We start from the raw sequence: 20,018 nt of genomic DNA on the forward strand, positions 1-20,018 counted from the left end.
TGCCGGCGTGCTGCTCGCTCGTAACGGCACTTACCGTTACCCCGCCATGGCGCGCAAGAATCCCAATCAGCTCGATTCCCGTATATCCCGTCCCCCCAAAGACACCTACCGTGACCATCTATTCCTCCCCGGGGCAGAAACAAAAAAAGGGGAAGGATTCCCCTTCCCCTTTGAAAGGCTTCGTGTGGTGAATACCATATTACCTCTTGGAGAATTGGAATCGTTTCCTGGCCCCGGGCCTTCCATATTTCTTTCTCTCCTTGACACGCGAATCTCTCGTGAGAAAACCCTCCTTCTTCAGCAGGCCCCGCAGATCCGGCTGCCAGGCCAGAAGCGCCTTTGCGATGCCGAAATTGACCGCCTCCGCCTGTGCGCTCTTGCCGCCACCTTTGAGATTCACTTTGATGTCGAACTTCCCCTCGTTTCCCGTGGTTTCGAGCGAAGAAAGCACTACTTTCTGCAGGGGAAGCACGGGGAAGTAACTCTCAAACTCCCTTTTGTTCACGGTAATAAGGCCGGTGCCCGGTTTCATGAAGACCCGCGCAACAGCCGTTTTCCTTTTTCCCGTGCCGTAGAAGTATTTGAACTCGGCCATCATTTTTCAACTCCCGTCAGGTTTCCAGCAACTCCGGCTTCTGGGCCTCATGAGGATGTTTCGGCCCCCTGTAAACCTTGAGTTTGTTGTACTGCTTCCTCCCGAGGCTGTTCTTCGGAAGCATTCCCCACACGGCGTACTCGATCATTCTCTCGGGAAACCGCTTCAAAAGGCTTCTCGCGTTTATGGATTTGATGCCTCCCGGAAATCCGCTGTGCCGGTAATATACCTTGTCATCGATCTTCTTTCCTGTCAGCCTGACCTTCTCGGCGTTGATCACGATTACAAAGTCCCCCGTGTCGGTATGGGCCGTGAACTGAGGCTTGTGCTTACCCCGGAGTATCACCGCGATCCGCGAGGCCAAGCGCCCAAGAACTTTGTCCTCGGCGTCGATCAGGTACCATTTTCGCTCGACCTCGCCGGATTTGGCGTAGTAGGTTTTCGTCATCCCTTTACCCCTCGTCTCGAAAAACCAGTCAAATAAACAAATATAAAAATTTAGTATACAACGCTTCCGAAGTCAAGAATAAATGGAAGTTCGCCGCGGAAAGAGAGTCCCGGATAATCCACGCCCAGCAGGTAGAGGCCGCACCCGGGAGCGCATCTTCCGGCCTGCTTTCTATCCTTCGACCGGATGACCTCCCTTAAACTCTCCTTCTTTCCCTTCCCCCGATAGAAGTCCACCATGGTCCCCACCATGTTTCTCACCATGTTCTTCAGGAACCCGTTTCCCGCAAAGGTTATGACGACGAATTCCCTGGTGCGCGCCACGCCGGCCTTTTCGATCCTCCTGACGGTGCGTGTTACCTGGGACCCGCTTCCCATGAATGCCCGAAAGTCGTGCTCGCCCTCGAGTTGCGCACCGATGCGGGCCAGCCGCGCCACATCGATCGGGGGGGCGGGCAGGTGCCACGCGTACCCGTCATAGAAGGGAGGCAGAACCGGGCCGTTGTGTATGACGTAGCCGTAGATTTTCCTGGCAGCACCCTTGCGTGCGTTAAACTCAGGGGATACCTCCCGTGATTCCCGAACCCGTATGCTCGTCGGCAGGCGTGAGTTCAGGGCGCGGAGAAACGCGTCGGGGCCCAGGCTGCTCGAGGTGGCAAAATTCACCACCTGGGACACGGCATGGACACCGGCATCCGTGCGCCCTGATGAAACCACCCGCACTTCTTCACCGGTCAGTTCGCGCAGGCGCTCCTGAAGGACACCCTGGATCGACACCCTTCTTTTCTGCAGCTGAAATCCGCTGAACCCCTTTCCGTCATAGGACAAAAGGAGAAGAATGTTTCTCATCTGACCCCTTACGCTACATGAACTTCGCCGCGAGGGTTTCCGCTATCTGCACAGCGTTCAGCGCGGCACCCTTCCGGAGCTGATCGCCGACGACCCAGTAGTTCAGACCGTTTTCGATCGACTCATCCTCACGTATACGACCCACGTAGCAGTCATCCCTCCCGGTGGTAAATATGGGGGTCGGGTAGACATCGTTTCCCGGGTCGTCCATGACCGCGCATCCGGGGAAGTTACCGATGAGCTCCTTCGCTTTTTCCCGGGTAATCTTTTTCTCCGTCTCCACATTGGCAGATATCGCATGGGCGCGAAACACGGGGACCCTCACCGTCGTGCAGGTTATCGCTATTTTTTCATTCCCCATAATTTTTCGCGTCTCTTTCACCATTTTCATCTCTTCCCTCGTGTAGTAGTTGTCCTGCACCTCATCTATTCTGGGAATGAGATTGAAGGATATCTGCTTTGGAAACACCTCCGTGACCAGGTCTCTGCCGTGGACGTAATCGTTGACCTGGTTCTTGAGCTCTTCCATCGCTTTCGCCCCCGCGCCCGACACGGCCTGGTAGGAAGAAGCGACGACTCTCTTGACCCTCCCGTAATCATGAAGGGGCTTCAGGGGCATCACCCCGATGATGGTCGTGCAATTCGGGTTTGCTATGATTCCCCGGTGGTTTCCGATGGTATCGCCGTTGATTTCAGGCACCACGAGGGGAACGTGGTCCTCCATGCGGAAGGCAGAGCTGTTGTCGACCACCACGGCGCCAGCTGTTACGGCATGCGGCGCGAATTCCCTGCTCCTCGACGCACCCGCCGAGAAGAGGGCGATATCCACGCCGGCGAAGGCGTGTTCGTCGAGCTCCTCAACGGGTATGTCCTCACCCCTGAAGCGAAGGCGCTTGCCCACCGACCTTGCCGAGGCGAGAAGCCTGATGTTCTTTACCGGGAAACCCCTCTCTTCCAGTATCTCCAGCATGACGAGACCCACAGCTCCCGTTGCTCCTGCAACGGCCACGTTGAAGCTTTTTCCGCTCATTTTCGGCACCTCTCTTGGTTATGTTCCCCATGAAAAAATCAGCGATGGACCGACTCCAGTTCATCGATGACCCTGTCACCCATGTCGCTGCACGAAAGAACCGTGCAACCGGCGCTCCTTATATCGGCGGTCCTGAATCCATGCTCCAGCACGGCGACGACGGCATCCTCAATTTTCCCTGCAGCGTCGTCCATGTGAAAGGAATACCTGAACATCATCGCGCAGGACAGAATGGTGGCCAGGGGATTGGCGATGTTTTGTCCCGCAATGTCGGGAGCCGAACCGTGGACCGGCTCATAGAGCCCCGTATCTCCCCCTATGGAAGCGGAGGGAAGCATTCCGATGGAACCCGTCAGCATGGCAGCCTCATCGCTGAGGATATCGCCGAACATGTTGGTGGTGACGATCACATCGAACTGCCGGGGATACCGGACCAGCTGCATGGCGCAGTTATCCACGAGGAGGTGGTTGAGCTCGACATCGGGATACTCGGCGCCGAGACCGGTCATGACCTTTCGCCAGAGTTCGGTGCTCTCGAGCACGTTCGATTTATCCACCGAGGTGAGCCTCCCCGATCTCTTTCGCGCGATTTCGAAGGCAACCCTGCCGACCCTCTCTATCTCGGTTCTCGTATACACCAGGGTATTTACGCCGACCTCCTCCCCGTTCTCGGTCTTTGTCACGCCGCGGGGCTCGCCAAAGTAGATTCCCCCCGTCAATTCCCGGACGACCATGATGTCCACATCCCTGATGATCTCCTCCTTGATCGTCGACGCATCGATCAGGGGCATGAATATCTTCGCCGGCCGTAAATTTGCGAAGAGGTTGAGCTCTTTTCTGAGGGCCAAAAGCGCCCTCTCGGGCCGTATCTCAAAATCGAGCTCATCCCACTTCGGCCCTCCCACGGCGCCCAAAAGGACCGCATCGGAGTCCCGTGCTATTTTCAGGGCAGCCTGGGTCATGGGGACTCCATGCACGTCGATGGATGCTCCCCCGAGAAGCTCCTCCTCGAATTCGAAGGACATTCCCTCCGTCTCCCCCACTTTCACCAGCACCCTCATTGCTTCCCTGACCACTTCCGGGCCTATCCCATCACCGGGAAACACGGCTATCTTCGGCATCACCCGCTCCTTTTGACCCTTCCCTTCATGTATTCCATGAGGCCTCCGGCATCGATGAGCTCCCGCATGAACCGGGGGACAGGTTCAACCGTGAAAGCATCCCCCGTCGTTCTATTCGTAATGGTTCCTGCCTCCATGTCAATCATGAGCTCATCTCCCTCATTTACCCTCTCGGCCGCTTCGGGTGCCTCGAAGATGGGAAGCCCCATATTGAAGGAGTTTCGATAGAAAATTCTCGCGAAGGAGCGCGCAACGACGGCTGAAACCCCGGCCCCCTTGATCGCTATGGGAGCATGCTCTCTCGAGGACCCGCAGCCGAAATTCTTGCCGGCGACGATGATGTCTCCTGCAGAAACCTTCCCGCTGAACTCGGGATCGAGATCTTCCATGCAGTGCCTTGCCAGTTCCGCGGGATCCGAAGTGTTCAGGTAACGTGCCGGTATGATCACGTCCGTGTCCACGTCGTCACCGAATTTCCATACTCTACCTTCGATTTTCATCCTTTTTCTCCACAAAACCCTGTGTTAATTGGCAGCTCAGCCAGATCGGGGGTCCTGCCGGCACGTCACAGAATCACTCAGAGAACTTCATCCGGACCGGCTATTCTTCCGGCTACTGCAGATGCAGCAGCGACAGCGGGGTTTGCGAGGTAGACCTCGCTTCCCGGATGTCCCATTCTTCCGACGAAATTTCTGTTCGTCGTGGCAACAGCCCTCTCGCCCTCTGCCAGCACTCCCATGTGGCCTCCAAGGCAGGGACCGCAGGTCGGCGTCGACACGACGCCTCCGGCAGAAACAAACAGCTCGATCAGCCCCTCCCGCAATGCCTGAAGGTATATCTCCTGCGTGGCAGGGATGACGATCATCCTCAGGTTTCCGTTCACTCTTTTCCCTCTCAACACCTCTGCCGCCGACCTCAGGTCTTCTATCCTGCCGTTGGTGCAGGAACCTATCACGACCTGATCTATCTCGATGTTGCCGACGGAGGAAATCGGCCGGGTATTCTCAGGCAGGTGGGGAAAGGCCACCTGCGGCTCCAACGTTGAAAGGTCGTACGTTTTCACATCAACATAACGGGCGTTTGCGTCGGCTTCAAAAACTCTGAAAGCTCTCTTTGCATGCTTTTCCGCGTATTCTCTCGTTATCCCGTCGAAGGGAAAAATCCCGTTCTTCGCCCCGGCTTCGATCGCCATGTTTGCCATCGTGAAGCGCCAGGCCATTGTCAGATGTGAAAGCCCGGAGCCACCATACTCCATCGACCGGTACAGGGCCCCGTCCACCCCGATGTCACCGATGATGTACAGGATGATATCCTTGCCCTCGACCCATCTCCCCGGTTTCCCCTCCAGCAGGAAAAGGATCGATTCGGGAACCTTGAGCCAGACCTCACCGCTCATCATTGCCGCTGCAAGGTCCGTGCTTCCCACCCCCGAAGAAAAAGCGCAGAGGGCACCATAGGTGCATGTATGGCTGTCGGCGCCTATTACGAGGTCTCCCGGCACCACGAGCCCCCTGTCGGGCAAAAGGACGTGCTCGATTCCCATTTCGCCGATATCGAAAAAGTTCTCGATACGGAACTTGCGCGAAAAATCCCTCATCATCTTTACCTGTTCTGCAGACTTGATGTCTTTGTTGGGGGTAAAGTGGTCTGGGACGAGAGCCACCTTTCCTGCATCGAAAACTTCCTCGATGCCGGCGGATTCGAACTGCTTGATCGCAATCGGGCTCGTAATGTCGTTGCCGAGGGCAAGGTCGACCCCGGCAAGAACGAGCTGCCCCGGCTCCACCCTCTCAAGGCCGGCATGAGCGGCGATAATCTTTTCAGTGAGTGTCATCCCCATCCCTGCTGATCTCCTTCTCTTTGTCTAATTGGCCCATCTTGTCGACTGACGTCACCCTTTTACCCCTCACGAACTGAAACGCATACAGCGCGGGACCCGACACGATGTATATGAGGGCGGAGGAAAAAATCAAGACCTCGGGCTCCGAAAGAAGGAGAATCAGAAGGAGAACAAAAGCCACCAGGGTGTTGAAAGGCTTCTTTCTGAAAATTTCCAGGTCTTTCAGGCTGCTGTACTTTATGTTTGAAACCATGAGGAACGCAAGGATGTATATCGCGATAACAACGGCAATATGGCGGTACGTTCCCATTCCTCCCAGGTAATTGAAAAGGAGTATCATCGATGCCACGAGAGTCGCTGCCCCCGGGATGGGAAGGCCGTTGAACGTCTTCCTTTCAAGGGTATCTACCTGAATGTTGAAGCGCGCAAGCCTGAGAGCCCCGCACACCACATAGAGGAACGAGGCAAGCCATCCTATCCTCCCATAAGGGCTCAGAGCCCAGGCGTAGATGAGGAATCCAGGCGCAACCCCGAACGACACGAGATCCGCCAGAGAGTCGTATTCGATCCCGAATCTGGAAGTGGTCCTCGTTGCCCTCGCGATTGTCCCGTCGAGGCCGTCCATGACGACGGCCACTATTATTGCTATCGCGGCCTTTTTGAACTGGCCGCCGTAAGTGGCAATGAGGGAATAAAACCCTGCAAAGAGGCCGAGACTGGTCACCAGGTTCGGGAGAATGTAGATGCCCTTCAGCTGTGCATCCTCTCTTCTCTTTCTCTTCTTCCTCTTCATAACTCACCTATAACGGACTCGCCCGCCCTCACCTTCATGCCGGGGGTCACGGTGACCTCGGCGCTCTGGGGGAGGTAGAGGTCGATACGGGAGCCGAACATGATCAGGCCGACTTTCTGGCCCATATCGAGCGACTGCCCCTTCGCGATTTTACACACAATCCTCCTTGCCACCAGACCCGCTATCTGGACAAATGCGATTTTCTGTGAACTCTTCTCCATGATCACCCAGTTCTGCTCGTTGGAAAGGGATGCCTTGTCCGAGTTCGCATTAAAAAACTTCCCCCTGTTGTAAATGATCTCTCTTACCACCCCCGACACGGGTGACCTGTTGACGTGAACGTCTAAAATGGACATGAATATACTGACCTTTTTCGCCGGTCCCTCGAAGTAGTGCCCCTTTTCGCCCTCTCCCACATAGACCACTTTTCCATCGGCCGGGGAGATAACGACGTTCGGACGGTCCGGCACGGTTCTTTCGGGGTCCCGGAAAAAATATGCCGTGAATGCAGCCAGGAAGATGAGGAGGACGGGTATCGACTTGCTTCCCGGAATCAACAATCTCACGACCACTGCCGCGATCACGAATGCGAGTATGAATGGTATGCCCTCTTTTGCCATAGCACGACCGCCCCGCGCGGCTAATTCTTGCTCTTGTCCACCAGTTTCTCTTTTTGCAGCCAGGGCATCATCCCTCTCAGCTTCACACCCACCTGCTCTATGGGATGTTCCTCCCCTTTCTTCGTCAGCGCGTTGAATACCGGTTTTCCCGCCCGGTTTTCGCTTATCCATTCCTTTGCGAAGGCACCGCTCTGGACCTCACCGAGTATCCTCACCATCTCTTCCTTCACCCGGTCACCGATTACTCTCGGTCCCCTCGTCAGGTCACCATACTGCGCGGTATTGCTCACGGAGTAGCGCATGTTCGTTATGCCGCCCTCGTAGAGCAGGTCGACTATCAGTTTCAGCTCGTGCATGCACTCGAAGTATGCCATCTCGGGAGAATAACCCGCATCGACGAGCACGTCAAAGGCCGTCTGCACGAGGGCCGTTATCCCGCCGCAGAGGACCACCTGCTCCCCGAAAAGATCGGTTTCCGTTTCTTCCCGAAACGACGTTTCAATGATCCCTGCACTTCCGGAACCGATTCCGCAGGCGTATGCAAGGGCGATGTCCTTGGTATCCCCGGAGGGATCCTGATGCACCGCGATAAGAGTCGGCACACCCTGTTTCAGCTTGTACTGGTGACGAACGAGGTGGCCCGGCCCCTTCGGTGCCACCATGAAGACGTTGGTATTTTCCGACGGAACGATCTCCTTGAAGTGGATGTTGAAACCGTGGGCAAAACCCAGATACGCGCCCTCCTTGAGGTTCCCCGCTACCTCCTCCCTGTAGAGGTCTCCCATCAGCTCGTCGGGAACCAGGAGCATGACGATGTCCCCCTGGGATGCTGCCTCGGCGGCATCGAAAACCTTGAAACCCGCATCCTCGGCCTTCATCCAGACCGGGGCGCCCTTCTTTTCACCCACAAGGACGTCATGTCCACTGTCTCTCAAATTATTGGCATGAGCGTGACCCTGGCTCCCATACCCGATAATGGCTATCTTTTTCCCCTTGAGGACTTCGGGCTTTGCGTCACGATCGTAGTAGACCTCCATTTTCCACCCCCTGACGTATTTTTTTCGACTCCTTCAACGTGAGAGCTCCTCTTGACATGGCAACCTTCCCTGTCCTCGCGATCTCCTCTATGCCGAGGGGCCGGAGCATTTCGATAATTGCGTTTATCTTTCCGTCGTCACCCGTTGCCTCTATTGTGTATGTGTTCGGGCTCACGTCCACGATCTTCCCTCTGAAGATGTCCACGAGCCGCAGGATCTCGGCCTTCGTGCTCTCCTGGGCAGCGACTTTCACGAGAATCAGTTCCCTGTCCACGAAGTCGCCCATCGTCATGTCTACGACTTTTATCACGCACACGAGCTTGTTCAGCTGCTTGAGTATCTGCTCGATAATCTGCTCGTTTCCGCTGGTTACCAGGGTTATCCTCGATGCCGTTGGGTCCATCGTTTCAGCGACGCACAGGCTCTCGATGTTGAACCCCCTCCCGCTGAACAGAGTCGCAACCCTCGCCAAGACCCCGAATTCGTTCTCCACGAGAACAGATATTGTGTGTTTCATGAAATCCTCCCTTGTGACCCTACACGAGAAGCATCTTTGAGATAGGAGCCCCCGCCGGAACCATGGGGTAGACCATTTCCTGGGGGTCGACGACGAAATCCATGACCACGGGGCCGGGATGCTTTATGGCCTTTTCCACCACATCCTCTACCTGGGACGGTTTCGTTGCACGCAGGCCGAGGGCGCCGTACGCCTCTGCGATCTTGACGAAATTCGGATAGGATGGCAGGCATGTCTGGGAGTACTTCCCATCGAAGAACAGTTCCTGCCACTGCCTCACCATGCCGAGGCTTCCGTTGTTGAGAATGGCAATCTTGACCGGCAGCTTATACTGCACGGCCGTGGCGAGCTCCTGGATGTTCATCTGAATCGAGCCATCTCCCGCGATATCAATGACGAGCATGTCGGGTTTGGCCACCTGGGCACCGATAGCCGCAGGGAAACCGTAGCCCATCGTACCCAGGCCGCCCGAGGTCAAAAAGGTCCTCGGCTTGTCGAATCTGTAGAATTGGGCCGCCCACATCTGGTTCTGCCCGACCTCCGTCGTAATGATCGCTTTTCCTGCAGTCTTCTCGTATATCAGCTCCACCACATATTGCGGTTTGATCTGGGACTTGCTCTCCTTGTACTTCAGGGGGTGGTCGGCGTCCCACTTTTCGACCTGGCTCTTCCAGGGCCGTATTTTGCGCCTGTACTCCTTCACTTCCTTTTTGCCCTTCACGATATTGATCATCTTTTTCAGGCAGTCCTTCACGTCCCCGACGATGGGTATGTCGACGTGAACGTTCTTTTTGATCGATGTGGGGTCGATATCGATGTGAATTATCTTCGCAAGGGGTGCAAACTCGTCTACTTTCCCCGTCACCCTGTCGTCGAACCGGGCTCCGATGGCGATGATGAGGTCGCTGTTCGTGATCGTCATGTTTGCCGCATAGGTTCCGTGCATACCCAGCATGCCCAGGAAGTTCTCTCCCGAGGCGGGATAGCCGCCAAGGCCCATGAGGGTCAGCGCTACCGGCACACCGAGAAGGTCGGCCAGCTCGGTCAGGTATTTAGCGCCATCGCCGAGTATCACCCCGCCGCCCGCGTATATGATCGGCCTCCGTGAGTTGAACACCAGGTCCACCGCTTTCTCTATCTGTTTCGGGTGGCCCTTGTAGTTCGGGTTGTAACCGCGAAGCTTGAGCTCCTTGGGGAAGACGTATTCAGTTGACGCAGTCAGCACATCCTTCGGAAGGTCGACGAGAACGGGCCCCGGGCGCCCGCTCGATGCGATGTGAAAGGCCTCCTTGATTATCCTTGCCAGGTCATTCACGTCCTTGACCAGGTAGTTGTATTTCGTGCAGGGTCTCGAGATTCCCACGATGTCTGCTTCCTGGAAGGCATCGTTCCCGATAAGGAGCGTGGGCACCTGGCCGGTAAATACCACGAGAGGGATCGAATCCATGTAAGCCGTGGCCATCCCGGTAACGGTGTTCGTGGCACCGGGGCCAGACGTAACGAGACATACACCGGGCTTTCCCGCTATTCTCGCATACCCGTCGGCAGCGTGAACGGCGGCCTGCTCGTGCCTGACCAGGTAGTGCCGTATCGACGTGTTGTTGAAGAGGGTGTCGTAGATATTGATGACCGCACCGCCGGGATACCCGAAGATGGTGTCCACCCCCATATCGATGAGCGTTCTGACAAAAATTTCAGCCCCAGTTAATCTCACTTTCTCCTCCATTCTTACTCGATGAATTCATTACAGATCGCGCCGGTGTTTGCCGACTTCACGACTTTTGCGTACCGGGCGAGATACCCCTTCTTTACCTTTGGCGGGGGCGGGTTGAAACTCTTGAGCCGCACCGACAGCTCCTCGTCCGAGACCCTGACCTCCAGTTTTCTCGCCTTTATGTCCATGGTAATCTCATCCCCGTCACGGACAACGGCAATAGGACCACCTTCCATTGCCTCAGGGGAGATGTGGCCGATGCAGGGGCCTCTCGTACCCCCCGAGAACCTTCCATCCGTGAGCAGGGCAACCTTCTCGCCAAGCCCCATGCCGATCAGCGCCGATGTGGGGCCCAGCATCTCCCGCATACCCGGCCCCCCTCTCGGGCCCTCGTACCGGATCACCACGACCGAGTTCTCTGGAATTTCGCCCGCCAGGATCTTCTCGATTGCCTCGTCCTCGGAATCGAAGCATATGGCCCTGCCGGTAAAGGTAAACACCTTTTCGTCGACACCCGACTGCTTGACAACGGCGCCATCCGGTGCAAGGTTGCCCCAGAGCACCGCAATGCCCCCTTCACTCCGTATGGGGTTGTCAAGAGGCCGTATCACCTCGTCCGAGTATACTTTCGCGCTCTTCGCCACATCGACGATGTCGATGTCGCCGACGGTCTTGCTGGGCTTGACGAGCGGCAAGAGGCGCAACAAAACGGCAGGGATCCCTCCCGCAAACTCGATATCCTCCATGAAATGCACGCCCGCCGGGCTGACACTGGCAAGCTGCGGCGTCTCCCTCGAAAGCCTGTCGAACGTGTCGAGTGGAATGTCAACACCGGCCTCGTTCGCGATGGCCAGGAGATGGAGGACGCTGTTGGTGGACCCGCCAAGGGCCATATCCACCCGAATAGCATTCTCCAGCGCCTCTTTTGTGATGATGTCCCGCGGCCGCAGCCCTTCGTTGACGAGCCGCATGATCGCCCTTCCCGTTTCGAAAGCAATCTGTTTCTTCTTTGCCATCCCTGCGAGAGCCGAGGCACACCCCGGGAGAGACATGCCCATCGCCTCGGTCAGGCACGACATGGTATTCGCCGTGTAGAGCCCCTGGCAGGAACCCTCCCCGGGGCACGCTTCCCCCTCGAGATAGTGAAGTTCGTCATCCTGTATCTCGCCCGCCTTGTACCTGCCTATCGCCTCGAACGTATCCGAAACCAGGGACAATCTCCTCTCCCCCATCCTCCCTGTCAGCATGGGACCCGCCGTGATGACGACGGAGGGGATGTTCAGCCTCGCCGCAGCCATGAGCATGCCCGGCGTGATCTTGTCGCAGTTGGTAAGGAGGACCAGCGCATCGAGCGCGTGGGCTTCCGTGATGGTCTCGACCATATCCGCTATGAGCTCCCTCGAGGGCAGTGAGTAGTGCATTCCCACGTGCCCCATGGCAATTCCGTCACAGATTCCCGGAATGCCGAAGATAAAGGGCACACCACCTCCCGCCCACACACCGTTTTCGATATGCCTTTCCAGGGTCCTCATGCCCACGTGACCGGGAATCAGGTCTGTAAAGGAAGAAGCGACGCCGACAAATGGCTTGTTCATCTCGTTCCGGGGAACTCCCGTGGAACAGATGAGCGCCCTGGTGGGCATCCGCTCGAGACCCTCCTTGATTTTACGGCTCCTCATGCATTTCTCTCCGTTTGTCGGTTTGAACTAATAATTATACACTTAACTGAGCTTTTTCTTGTAATCAGATACGATCTTGGCGATTTTATCCTTTTTCGAGAGCTTGATCTTGCTCAGCTTCTTTCGTTCCACCTCCTCTTCGGGCAGAAGGTAGACTCTCGTGTCGAGTTCCTGAATTTTTCTGTCAAGTTCCCGGTGCTCATCGACGAGCTTTTTGAAATCACCATCTTTCCTAGCGAGAATTTCGATGATACTTTGATCCCTTACCGTCATTTTTCCCTCCTGCTATATTTCAGCTCTGCCTCCGATGGCCGGACGTAAATGGGCTGGGCATCTTCGGGACCGAGCCCCGCAATAGAATCGGCGGAGTAAAAATACTCCAGAAGCGCCCTTGCGCTCAGGGCATCGGCTGTGTCTTCCTCTCCGGGATATGGACCGATACCCCCCCGATTGAATACCCCTCTGTAACGAACGTACCCCGGCCCGTAGACAAAGCTGTTCTGGGATACAGTTTTATATACCAGATTTTCGGGAGTAATTGAAATATAATCGCTCAGCCGGGATATACCCTGCTCCTCCCTGCGGTACAGAGCCGTGTAAACCTCCCCCTTCCTCGCATCGAGAGCGGGAACGACAAGGTCATACCCGGCGGGCGCCCGATAGGCCATGACATCGAGTGTCGGCACGGGAAAAATTCTGACATTCATTGCCTGAGCGATCCCGAAGGCGAAGGAAAATCCCACGCGGATACCCGTGAAAGAGCCCGGTCCGGAGCAGATGACCACCCCCCGGATATCCGACCTACCGCTTTCTGCCTCGTTAAGCATCTCATCGAGGAGGGGAAGGAAAACCTCGGAAAATTGTCTTTCCCGGGGCTGAGATCGAAAAGACAGAACACGGCCATCAATTCCCAGAGCGATGCTGCCGGGAGGGTCTGTTGGCTCGATGCCGAGATAGAGACCTTTACGAAGCAGGTCACCGCTCATTTCGTAAGAATTCTCGCTATATCGTTGTAAAAAACAAGAATGGTGAGGGTGATTATGATCACGAGCCCTATCTGCTGTACGATACCCTTTACCTTCATGCTCAAGGTTTTTCCCGTAATCGCCTCGAGCGAAAAAATCAGAATGTGCCCGCCGTCGAGAATCGGAATCGGGAGAAGGTTGAGAATGCCCAGGTTGACGGAAAGTAACGCCAGGAAATAGAAAAAGGGAGCCATTCCCTGCTTGGCCTGATCTCCGGCGATCTGCGCTATGAGGATGGGGCCGCCGAGCGTGTCCGCGGGGATTACCCTTTCTATCAGCTTCACGATGGTTACAACGGTGAGGTAGACCATCCTCCCCGTTTCCTTGATACCGAGAAAGAGGGCGGAAAAGGGATTGTAATGCTTTATGAAATAATCACCTTTGGCTATTATTCCTATTTTCGGTTCTCTCACCGGCTCCCCGAATATGTTCTTTACCTCCCTCTCCTCGGCCCGCAAAACCAGGTTCACATTCCTGCTGCCCCGGTTGATGACGACCCTGAGGGGATTCTCCGCCCCGAACTCCTTGATCACTCCAGCGATATCCTCCCACCTGTTCATGGGCCTCTCGTTGATCGAAACGATGACGTCATCTTTTTCGACACCGGCGTGGAAAGCCGGCGAATCCTTCACCACATCGCCGATAATCGGCTTCAGGACAGGAACGCCGGTCATGAAGACTATCCAGAAGACGAAGGCAGAGAATACGATATTGAACAGAGGGCCGGCCGCAACCACCATGAGCTTGGTGCCGGAAGGGCTGTGGGAGAAAGACCGGGACACATCCTCCGGGGCTATCGGCTCATCGGGAGATTCGCCGAGAAGCTTGACGTATCCCCCCAGAGGAACGGCAGAAACGAGATACTCGGTACCCCCTCTTTCGAACCCGAAAAGCTTCGGTCCAAAACCGAGAGAGAATTTCAGAACACCGATGCCGAGCTTTCTTGCCACAATGAAATGGCCGAATTCATGAACAAATATCAGGATGCCGAGAACGACTATAAAGGAAAAGATGTAAACCAATCTTCAGTTTTTCCTCTCTTCTTCTTTTAATATTGTAACAGCTAGGTCTTTCGCGCGTGCAATCGTTTCTCTAATGTTTGATATGGTGTCAGCAGATTCCGTTTCGGCGGCCCGCTCGAAAGCTGAAACGACCCGCTCCGTGACGCGGTAAATGTGGGTAAACTTGATCCTCCCTTCGACGAAGTGCTCCACGGCCACGTCATTTGCCGTGCTCATGACGGCAGGCAGGATTCCGCCCTTTTTGGCCACGTGGATAGCGAGCGCAAGGGAGGGGAACCTTTCGAGGTCGGGGCGGTAAAAACTCAAATCGTTCATGGATTCCCATATGTTCACCGACAGGTCGAGTTCTAGCCGTTCAGGGTATGCCAGGGCATACCCTATCGGTATCCTCATGTCGGGCACGCCGAGCTGGGCAATTATGGAACCATCGGAGAACTCAACCATCGAGTGAACAATCGATTGGGGGTGAATGATGACTTCGATCCTGTCGGGAGAAATGCCAAACAGGTGCATCGCCTCGATTATTTCATATCCCTTGTTCATCGCCGTTGCCGAATCGACGCTGATCTTGGACCCCATCCGCCAGACGGGATGATCGAGTGCCTCATCGACGGTCACCGACGATAGATCCTTTTCCCGGTCAAAAAAGAACGGCCCGCCCGAAGCGCAGAGTATCAGCCGCTTCACAAACTCCTTCCGGTGACCGGAAAGGGCCTGAAAAATTGCAGAGTGCTCGCTGTCGACCGGTATGACTTCCGCCCCCGACCGTGCCGCCTCCTGCATGATGATGTTTCCTCCGGCCACGAGAAGCTCCTTGTTTGCCAGGGCTATCCTCTTCCCCATCCCGGCTGCCTTCGCTATCGACTCCAGGCAGATGATCCCCGTCGCGCCGGCCACGACAATGTCCACCCCGCCGGAGAGGGATGCCCTTTCTATGCCATTCTCGCCCCAGACAATTGCCGGAGGGCCTTCTCCGAGCATTTCCTTCAGGCCCCTCGCTTCCCGCTCTCCCTTTACGCTCACCACGGCAGGGTTGAAGCTTCGCGCCTGGTCAGCGAGAAGCGAAATGTTTCCCCCGGCGATGAGGGAGTAGACATCGAAGCGGTCCCTGTTTTGCGCAATGACATCGAGGGTGGAGATCCCGATGCTTCCCGTTGACCCCTGGATTGCTACCCGTTTCACCTTTCTCTCAAACCCCTTTCAAGAAGAAAAATAGGACAAACCCGTTCAGCAGCATGCTGTCGATCCTGTCGAGAACCCCGCCGTGCCCGGGCAAGATGTTTCCCGAATCCTTTACCCCCGCCGCGCGCTTGAGGAGCGATTCGATCAAGTCACCGATCTGCCCGACGGTGGAAACGATAAGGGGAAGCAGTATGTGGGGCAGAAGTGTGTCCAGCCGGTAAAAAAAGCGCAGGTAGAGGAACCCCGCCAAAGTGCCAAATAGCGTGCTCGCCACGGCCCCCTCCACGGTCTTTCCCGGTGAGACGGAAGGCGCCAGCTTGACCTTGCCGAACCTGGTCCCCACAAAGTAGGCCGCCGTGTCCCCGATGTAAACGGTCACGGCGATGAAGAATATGAGGTGATACCCCCGGGGGAGTTCCCTGAGAAGGCTGAAAAAAGGGATGAAGAAATAAATGTACATGAAACCGAACATGCTGACAGATAAGAACCTGAGTCTTTTTCCCGGTTCATCCGTGGTAAAAAGGGATAGAAAAGAGAAGATAATCAAGCCGGCGAGAACGGGCATAGCCAGGTTTTCGCCGTTGTTTGCGCAGCCAAAGAAAACGGATCCCGCCACGGTAAGGGGGAACGCTATGAGTGATATCGGGCCTTTTACGAAGAACATGGAGGAAAACTCCATGCTGCAGAGAAATGCCACGAGAACCAGGAACAGGACAAACGCCCTGTGCGGCAGATAGTATACCGCTCCCGCCGCGAGGGGAATCAGGATGCTTGCTGTCGCGATTCTCTTCAGGAGCATGGCATCACGGAGACGCATCGACCTGTTCGCGTGTCAATCCGAATCGTCTTTTCCTCCTTGAAAATTCCCGTATGGCACGGTCAAAGTCCTTTTTCGTGAATTGAGGCCACAGCTTATCGGTGATATAGATCTCCGTGTAGGCAAGTTGCCAGAGCATGAAATTGCTGATCCTGATCTCCCCGCTGGTCCTTATGAGGAGATCGGGATCGGGAATTCCGGACGTGTCGAGAAAGCGTCCGAATTCATTTTCGTCCAGAAGCTCTGCCCCTTTTTCGTGCCTCCCCTCGTCCAAAATTTTTTGAACCGCCCTTACGATCTCGTCCCTTCCGGAGTAGGAAAGGGCAAGGGTGAGGACGAGGCCGTCGTTTTCCCCGGTTTCTGCGAGGGCGTAGTCGATTCTCTCCTGTACGTGGCCGGGGATCATATCCCGGTTGCCGATAACGTTGAGCCTTATCCCTTTTGAGACCATCTCAGACAGCTCCCTGTCGATATACTCCTTCAACAGGTTCATGAGAGCATCCACTTCATCCCTGGGTCTCCCCCAGTTTTCCATGGAAAAGGCGAAGAGGGTGAGGTATTGAATTTTATTCTGATGGGCATACTCAACAGCCCTTCTCACCGACTTCATGCCCGCCCTGTGGCCGAATACGCGGGGCATTTTTTTCATTTCCGCCCATCGACCGTTGCCATCCATGATTACCGCCACGTGCCTGGGCACTTGCAGCAGAGTCATCATCTCATCGCCCCCTAAAAAAACAGAGGGCTTTCCCCGTGCAGGTCAAAAGCCCCCGTCTCCGAAGATCCCGGAGAAAGATATCTATATTTCGCGTATCTCCTTCTCTTTACCCTTGAAAATTTCTTCTATGTCGCGGATGTTTCTGTCCGTATCTTTCTGAATCTCCTCCTGGCTCCGCTTGAGGTCGTCCTCGGAAATCTCCTTGTTCTTTTCCATGCTCTTGACAACTTCCATGTATTCCCGCCTGATGTTCCTGATGGCAACCCGCGCCTCTTCCGTCATCTTCTTCACCGTCTTAACCAGATCGATCCTTCTCTCCTCGGTAAGCACGGGAATCTGGATCCGGATTATCTTGCCGTCATTCACCGGGTTGAGACCCAGGTTGCTCGACGTGATCGCCTTTTCGATCACCGGTATCATCTGGGCATCCCAGGGCTGAACTACTATCAGCCTGCTTTCCGGCACGGTGAGTGTCGCCACCTGGTTCAGCGGAGTCTGCTCCCCGTAATAGGAAACTTTAATTCCATCGAGTATCGCAAGAGATGCTCTGCCGGTCCTGACCTTCCCGAGCTCCTTTTGGAAAACTTCGATCCTTTTTCCCATTTTCCGGTTCATCTCGTCTTTCCAGTCCATTTCTCTACTCCCTGACTATCGTCCCGATTTTCTCCCCCCTGACGGCCCGGAGAATGTTTCCGTTCTCCATGAGATTGAAGACGACCACGGGAAGTTTGTTGTCCATGCAGAGGGAGATGGCGGTGGAATCCATGACCTTCAGGCTTTTGCTCAGAACGTCGAAGTAGGTCAGCTTCTCGTACCGCTTTGCATCGGGGTACTCATTGGGGTCTGCATCGTACACACCGTCAACCTTTGTAGCCTTGAATATCGCATCGGCGCTGATCTCCATCGCCCTGAGCGCTGCCGCCGTGTCGGTGGTGAAATAAGGGTTGCCGGTACCTGCCGCAAATATGACGACCCTGCCCTTCTCGAGATGTCTGATTGCCCTCCTCCTGATGTAGGGCTCGGCAATCTGCCTGAGTTCGATGGCAGACTGGACCCTCGTGTGAACACCCTTGGATTCGAGCACTTCCTGGAGGGCGATGCTGTTGATCACCGTTGCGAGCATACCCATATAATCGGCACTCGTCCTGTCGATGCCGTAATCCTGGGCCGTAACCGTACCTCTGAGGATATTTCCACCCCCCACCACGAGCGCGACCTGTATTCCGAGCTCTATGACCGCCTTGACTTCATTTGCCACCAATCCGAGGACATCGGAGTCGATGCCGGAATCGAGCTTGCCCATGAGGGCCTCTCCACTCAGCTTCAGCAGGATTCTCTTGTACGGAAATCCCATCGCCTTTTTCGTCTAACCTCCTTCCGATGACCGGCCGGCCAAACTTTTATGCCTGCTTTGTCCCATCACCGAGGACAAAGCGCTCAAACCTCCTGACCACGATGTTTTCCCCGAACTTGGCAACAGCGTCTGCCACCACATCCCTGACCTTCTTTTCGGGATCCCTGATGTAATCCTGTTCGAGGAGGCACGCTTCCTCGTAGAACTTGCCGAGCTTCCCCTCGACGATCTTCTCGATTACCTTCTGGGGTTTCCCCGAATCCAGTGCCTGCTCCCGGTATATCTCCCTCTCCTTCTGTATCACGGCCTCGGGAACATCCTCGATCGACACGCACTGGGGGTTCGATGCCGCAACCTGCATGCATATATTTCTGGCAAGTTCCCGGAACTCTTCTGTTTTCGCCACGAAATCGGTTTCGCAGTTAACTTCCACGAGCACACCGATTTTTCCTCCCCCATGTATGTACGACTCTACGAGGCCCTCGCTGGCAACCCTCGAGGCCTTCTTCGCTGCGTGGGCCAGCCCCTTCTTCCTCAAGTGGTCCAGTGCCTTTTCGGCGTCCCCCTCTGCCTCGACGAGCGCCTCCTTGCAATCCATAATTCCCGCTCCCGTCTTCTCGCGCAACTCCTTTATCATGTGTGGGGTAATCGACATGGTAAAAACCTCCCTATGCTGTGTTGTCTCTATTCGCTTTTTTCGGATTCCGCAGCCGGACTGCCATCGGGCTCCTCTATTTCAGCCTGCCCGGCCTTTTCTTCTTCAGCCGCAACTTCAACCGTCGCCCCCGTGTCATCCGCCTCGAGCGCCACTCCTTCTCTCCCTTCGCCTGGCTCGCCTTCATCTTCCCCTTCGGTGTCTATGAGGGAAATTGTAGGTTCCTCAACATCCTCCTCTGCGGCAAGTCCCGCCTGCTGAGCCTCGTACTCCGCCCTTCCCTCGATAACCGCATCGGCAACCACCCTCAAAAAAAGCTTTATCGCCCTTATCGCGTCGTCATTTCCCGGAATGATGATGTCGATCATATCGGGATCACAATTCGTGTCGACGATGGCTGCAACGGGGATCTCCAGTTTCCGGGCTTCCCTGACGGCAATTTCCTCCCTGAGCGGGTCGACAACGAAAAAAGCATCGGGAGGCCTTTTCATGCTCCGCACACCCCCGAGAACCTTCAGGAGCTTATCCCTTTTCTTTCTGTGCCCCAGAACTTCCTTTTTCGTCAGCTTCTCAAAAGTCCCATCTTCTTCCATTTCTTCCAGCCGGTCGAGCATCTCGATGGATCCCTTGATCGTTTGAAAGTTCGTGAGCATACCCCCCAGCCAGCGCTGATGGACGTAGGGCATTCCGCACCGCTCTGCCTCTTCCTTGACCGACTCCTGGGCCTGCTTCTTCGTACCGACGAACAGCACCGTTTTCCCCTGTGCCGTAATGTCCCGGATGTATTCATAGGCAGCGTCGAACATCTTCACCGTCTGTTGGAGGTCGATGATGTGAATGCCGTTTCTCGCGGTGAAGATAAAAGATTCCATCTTCGGATTCCACCTCCTCGTCTGATGCCCGAAGTGGACACCGGCCTCGAGGAGCTGCTTCATGGTAATTTTCGGTTGAGTCTTCTCCTGCATAAATGTAGCCTCCTTTTCGGTTTTTCCTCCGGCTCCAT

Annotated in this window: 23 protein-coding genes and 1 pseudogene (1 of these 24 running past the window's edge); all 24 read right to left on the reverse strand. The window is 55.4% G+C overall.

Annotated features, from left to right (window positions below; all coding sequences use genetic code 11):
• Positions 1 to 118: pseudogene (locus GTN70_12430) on the reverse strand (N-acetyl-gamma-glutamyl-phosphate reductase) (it extends 869 nt beyond the left edge of the window).
• Positions 119 to 199: 81 nt separating this feature from the next.
• Entirely contained in the window at positions 200 to 598 is a 399-nt protein-coding gene (gene rpsI / locus GTN70_12435; protein ID NIO17762.1) for a 30S ribosomal protein S9, read from the reverse strand.
• Between the two features lie 13 nt (positions 599 to 611).
• On the reverse strand, positions 612 to 1,043 hold the full coding sequence (rplM, locus tag GTN70_12440) for a 50S ribosomal protein L13 (protein NIO17763.1): 432 nt from the start codon (positions 1,041 to 1,043) through the stop codon (positions 612 to 614).
• A 50-nt stretch (positions 1,044 to 1,093) separates the two neighbouring features.
• Positions 1,094 to 1,891, reverse strand: a complete 798-nt coding sequence (truA, locus tag GTN70_12445; GenBank protein NIO17764.1) for a tRNA pseudouridine(38-40) synthase TruA — start codon at positions 1,889 to 1,891, stop codon at positions 1,094 to 1,096.
• A 13-nt stretch (positions 1,892 to 1,904) separates the two neighbouring features.
• Positions 1,905 to 2,921 (reverse strand): aspartate-semialdehyde dehydrogenase, encoded by a 1,017-nt coding sequence (locus GTN70_12450; protein NIO17765.1) that lies wholly within the window; start codon positions 2,919 to 2,921, stop codon positions 1,905 to 1,907.
• 38 nt (positions 2,922 to 2,959) lie between these two features.
• On the reverse strand, positions 2,960 to 4,045 hold the full coding sequence (gene leuB, locus GTN70_12455; protein ID NIO17766.1) for a 3-isopropylmalate dehydrogenase: 1,086 nt from the start codon (positions 4,043 to 4,045) through the stop codon (positions 2,960 to 2,962).
• Positions 4,042 to 4,542, reverse strand: coding sequence for a 3-isopropylmalate dehydratase small subunit (gene leuD / locus GTN70_12460; protein NIO17767.1), 501 nt, complete (start codon positions 4,540 to 4,542; stop codon positions 4,042 to 4,044). Before leuD ends, leuB begins: the two co-directional genes overlap by 4 nt.
• A gap of 77 nt (positions 4,543 to 4,619) precedes the next feature.
• Entirely contained in the window at positions 4,620 to 5,882 is a 1,263-nt protein-coding gene (gene leuC / locus GTN70_12465) for a 3-isopropylmalate dehydratase large subunit (GenBank protein NIO17768.1), read from the reverse strand.
• Positions 5,863 to 6,675: a CDP-diacylglycerol--serine O-phosphatidyltransferase gene (gene pssA, locus GTN70_12470; GenBank protein NIO17769.1), complete on the reverse strand. Its 813-nt coding sequence runs from the start codon at positions 6,673 to 6,675 to the stop codon at positions 5,863 to 5,865. The genes leuC and pssA overlap by 20 nt, the downstream gene beginning before the upstream one ends.
• A complete protein-coding gene (locus GTN70_12475) occupies positions 6,672 to 7,295 on the reverse strand; it encodes a phosphatidylserine decarboxylase family protein (protein ID NIO17770.1) in 624 nt (207 codons plus the stop codon). The genes pssA and GTN70_12475 overlap by 4 nt, the downstream gene beginning before the upstream one ends.
• Before the next feature lie 20 nt (positions 7,296 to 7,315).
• Positions 7,316 to 8,332 carry a ketol-acid reductoisomerase gene (ilvC, locus tag GTN70_12480; GenBank protein ID NIO17771.1) on the reverse strand — a complete coding sequence of 339 codons (1,017 nt, stop codon included), beginning with the start codon at positions 8,330 to 8,332 and terminating at the stop codon, positions 7,316 to 7,318.
• Entirely contained in the window at positions 8,310 to 8,849 is a 540-nt protein-coding gene (gene ilvN / locus GTN70_12485; protein ID NIO17772.1) for an acetolactate synthase small subunit, read from the reverse strand. The genes ilvC and ilvN overlap by 23 nt, the downstream gene beginning before the upstream one ends.
• Before the next feature lie 19 nt (positions 8,850 to 8,868).
• Positions 8,869 to 10,575: a biosynthetic-type acetolactate synthase large subunit gene (ilvB, locus tag GTN70_12490; GenBank protein ID NIO17773.1), complete on the reverse strand. Its 1,707-nt coding sequence runs from the start codon at positions 10,573 to 10,575 to the stop codon at positions 8,869 to 8,871.
• 2 nt (positions 10,576 to 10,577) lie between these two features.
• The gene (ilvD, locus tag GTN70_12495) at positions 10,578 to 12,242 is read right to left on the reverse strand and encodes a dihydroxy-acid dehydratase (GenBank protein ID NIO17774.1); all 1,665 of its coding nucleotides are present in this window, start codon (positions 12,240 to 12,242) and stop codon (positions 10,578 to 10,580) included.
• A 42-nt stretch (positions 12,243 to 12,284) separates the two neighbouring features.
• Positions 12,285 to 12,515, reverse strand: coding sequence for a DUF465 domain-containing protein (locus GTN70_12500; GenBank protein NIO17775.1), 231 nt, complete (start codon positions 12,513 to 12,515; stop codon positions 12,285 to 12,287).
• On the reverse strand, positions 12,512 to 13,228 hold the full coding sequence (tsaB, locus tag GTN70_12505) for a tRNA (adenosine(37)-N6)-threonylcarbamoyltransferase complex dimerization subunit type 1 TsaB (protein NIO17776.1): 717 nt from the start codon (positions 13,226 to 13,228) through the stop codon (positions 12,512 to 12,514). Before tsaB ends, GTN70_12500 begins: the two co-directional genes overlap by 4 nt.
• Positions 13,225 to 14,289, reverse strand: coding sequence for an RIP metalloprotease RseP (gene rseP, locus GTN70_12510; protein ID NIO17777.1), 1,065 nt, complete (start codon positions 14,287 to 14,289; stop codon positions 13,225 to 13,227). The genes tsaB and rseP overlap by 4 nt, the downstream gene beginning before the upstream one ends.
• Positions 14,290 to 14,292: 3 nt before the next feature.
• Positions 14,293 to 15,471 (reverse strand): 1-deoxy-D-xylulose-5-phosphate reductoisomerase, encoded by a 1,179-nt coding sequence (locus tag GTN70_12515; GenBank protein ID NIO17778.1) that lies wholly within the window; start codon positions 15,469 to 15,471, stop codon positions 14,293 to 14,295.
• 7 nt (positions 15,472 to 15,478) lie between these two features.
• Positions 15,479 to 16,270, reverse strand: a complete 792-nt coding sequence (locus tag GTN70_12520) for a hypothetical protein (protein NIO17779.1) — start codon at positions 16,268 to 16,270, stop codon at positions 15,479 to 15,481.
• A 4-nt stretch (positions 16,271 to 16,274) separates the two neighbouring features.
• Positions 16,275 to 17,003, reverse strand: coding sequence for an isoprenyl transferase (locus GTN70_12525; protein NIO17780.1), 729 nt, complete (start codon positions 17,001 to 17,003; stop codon positions 16,275 to 16,277).
• 84 nt (positions 17,004 to 17,087) lie between these two features.
• Positions 17,088 to 17,639, reverse strand: a complete 552-nt coding sequence (locus tag GTN70_12530) for a ribosome recycling factor (GenBank protein ID NIO17781.1) — start codon at positions 17,637 to 17,639, stop codon at positions 17,088 to 17,090.
• A gap of 4 nt (positions 17,640 to 17,643) precedes the next feature.
• Complete coding sequence (locus tag GTN70_12535; GenBank protein ID NIO17782.1) at positions 17,644 to 18,360, reverse strand: UMP kinase; 717 nt, start codon at positions 18,358 to 18,360, stop codon at positions 17,644 to 17,646.
• Positions 18,361 to 18,406: 46 nt separating this feature from the next.
• The gene (tsf, locus tag GTN70_12540) at positions 18,407 to 19,015 is read right to left on the reverse strand and encodes a translation elongation factor Ts (GenBank protein ID NIO17783.1); all 609 of its coding nucleotides are present in this window, start codon (positions 19,013 to 19,015) and stop codon (positions 18,407 to 18,409) included.
• Positions 19,016 to 19,044: 29 nt separating this feature from the next.
• Positions 19,045 to 19,980: a 30S ribosomal protein S2 gene (gene rpsB, locus GTN70_12545; GenBank protein NIO17784.1), complete on the reverse strand. Its 936-nt coding sequence runs from the start codon at positions 19,978 to 19,980 to the stop codon at positions 19,045 to 19,047.
• Between the last annotated feature and the right edge of the window lie 38 nt (positions 19,981 to 20,018).

Source organism: Deltaproteobacteria bacterium, assembly GCA_011773515.1.
In the GTDB taxonomy this organism is placed as follows: Bacteria; Desulfobacterota; Deferrimicrobia; order J040; family J040; genus WVXK01.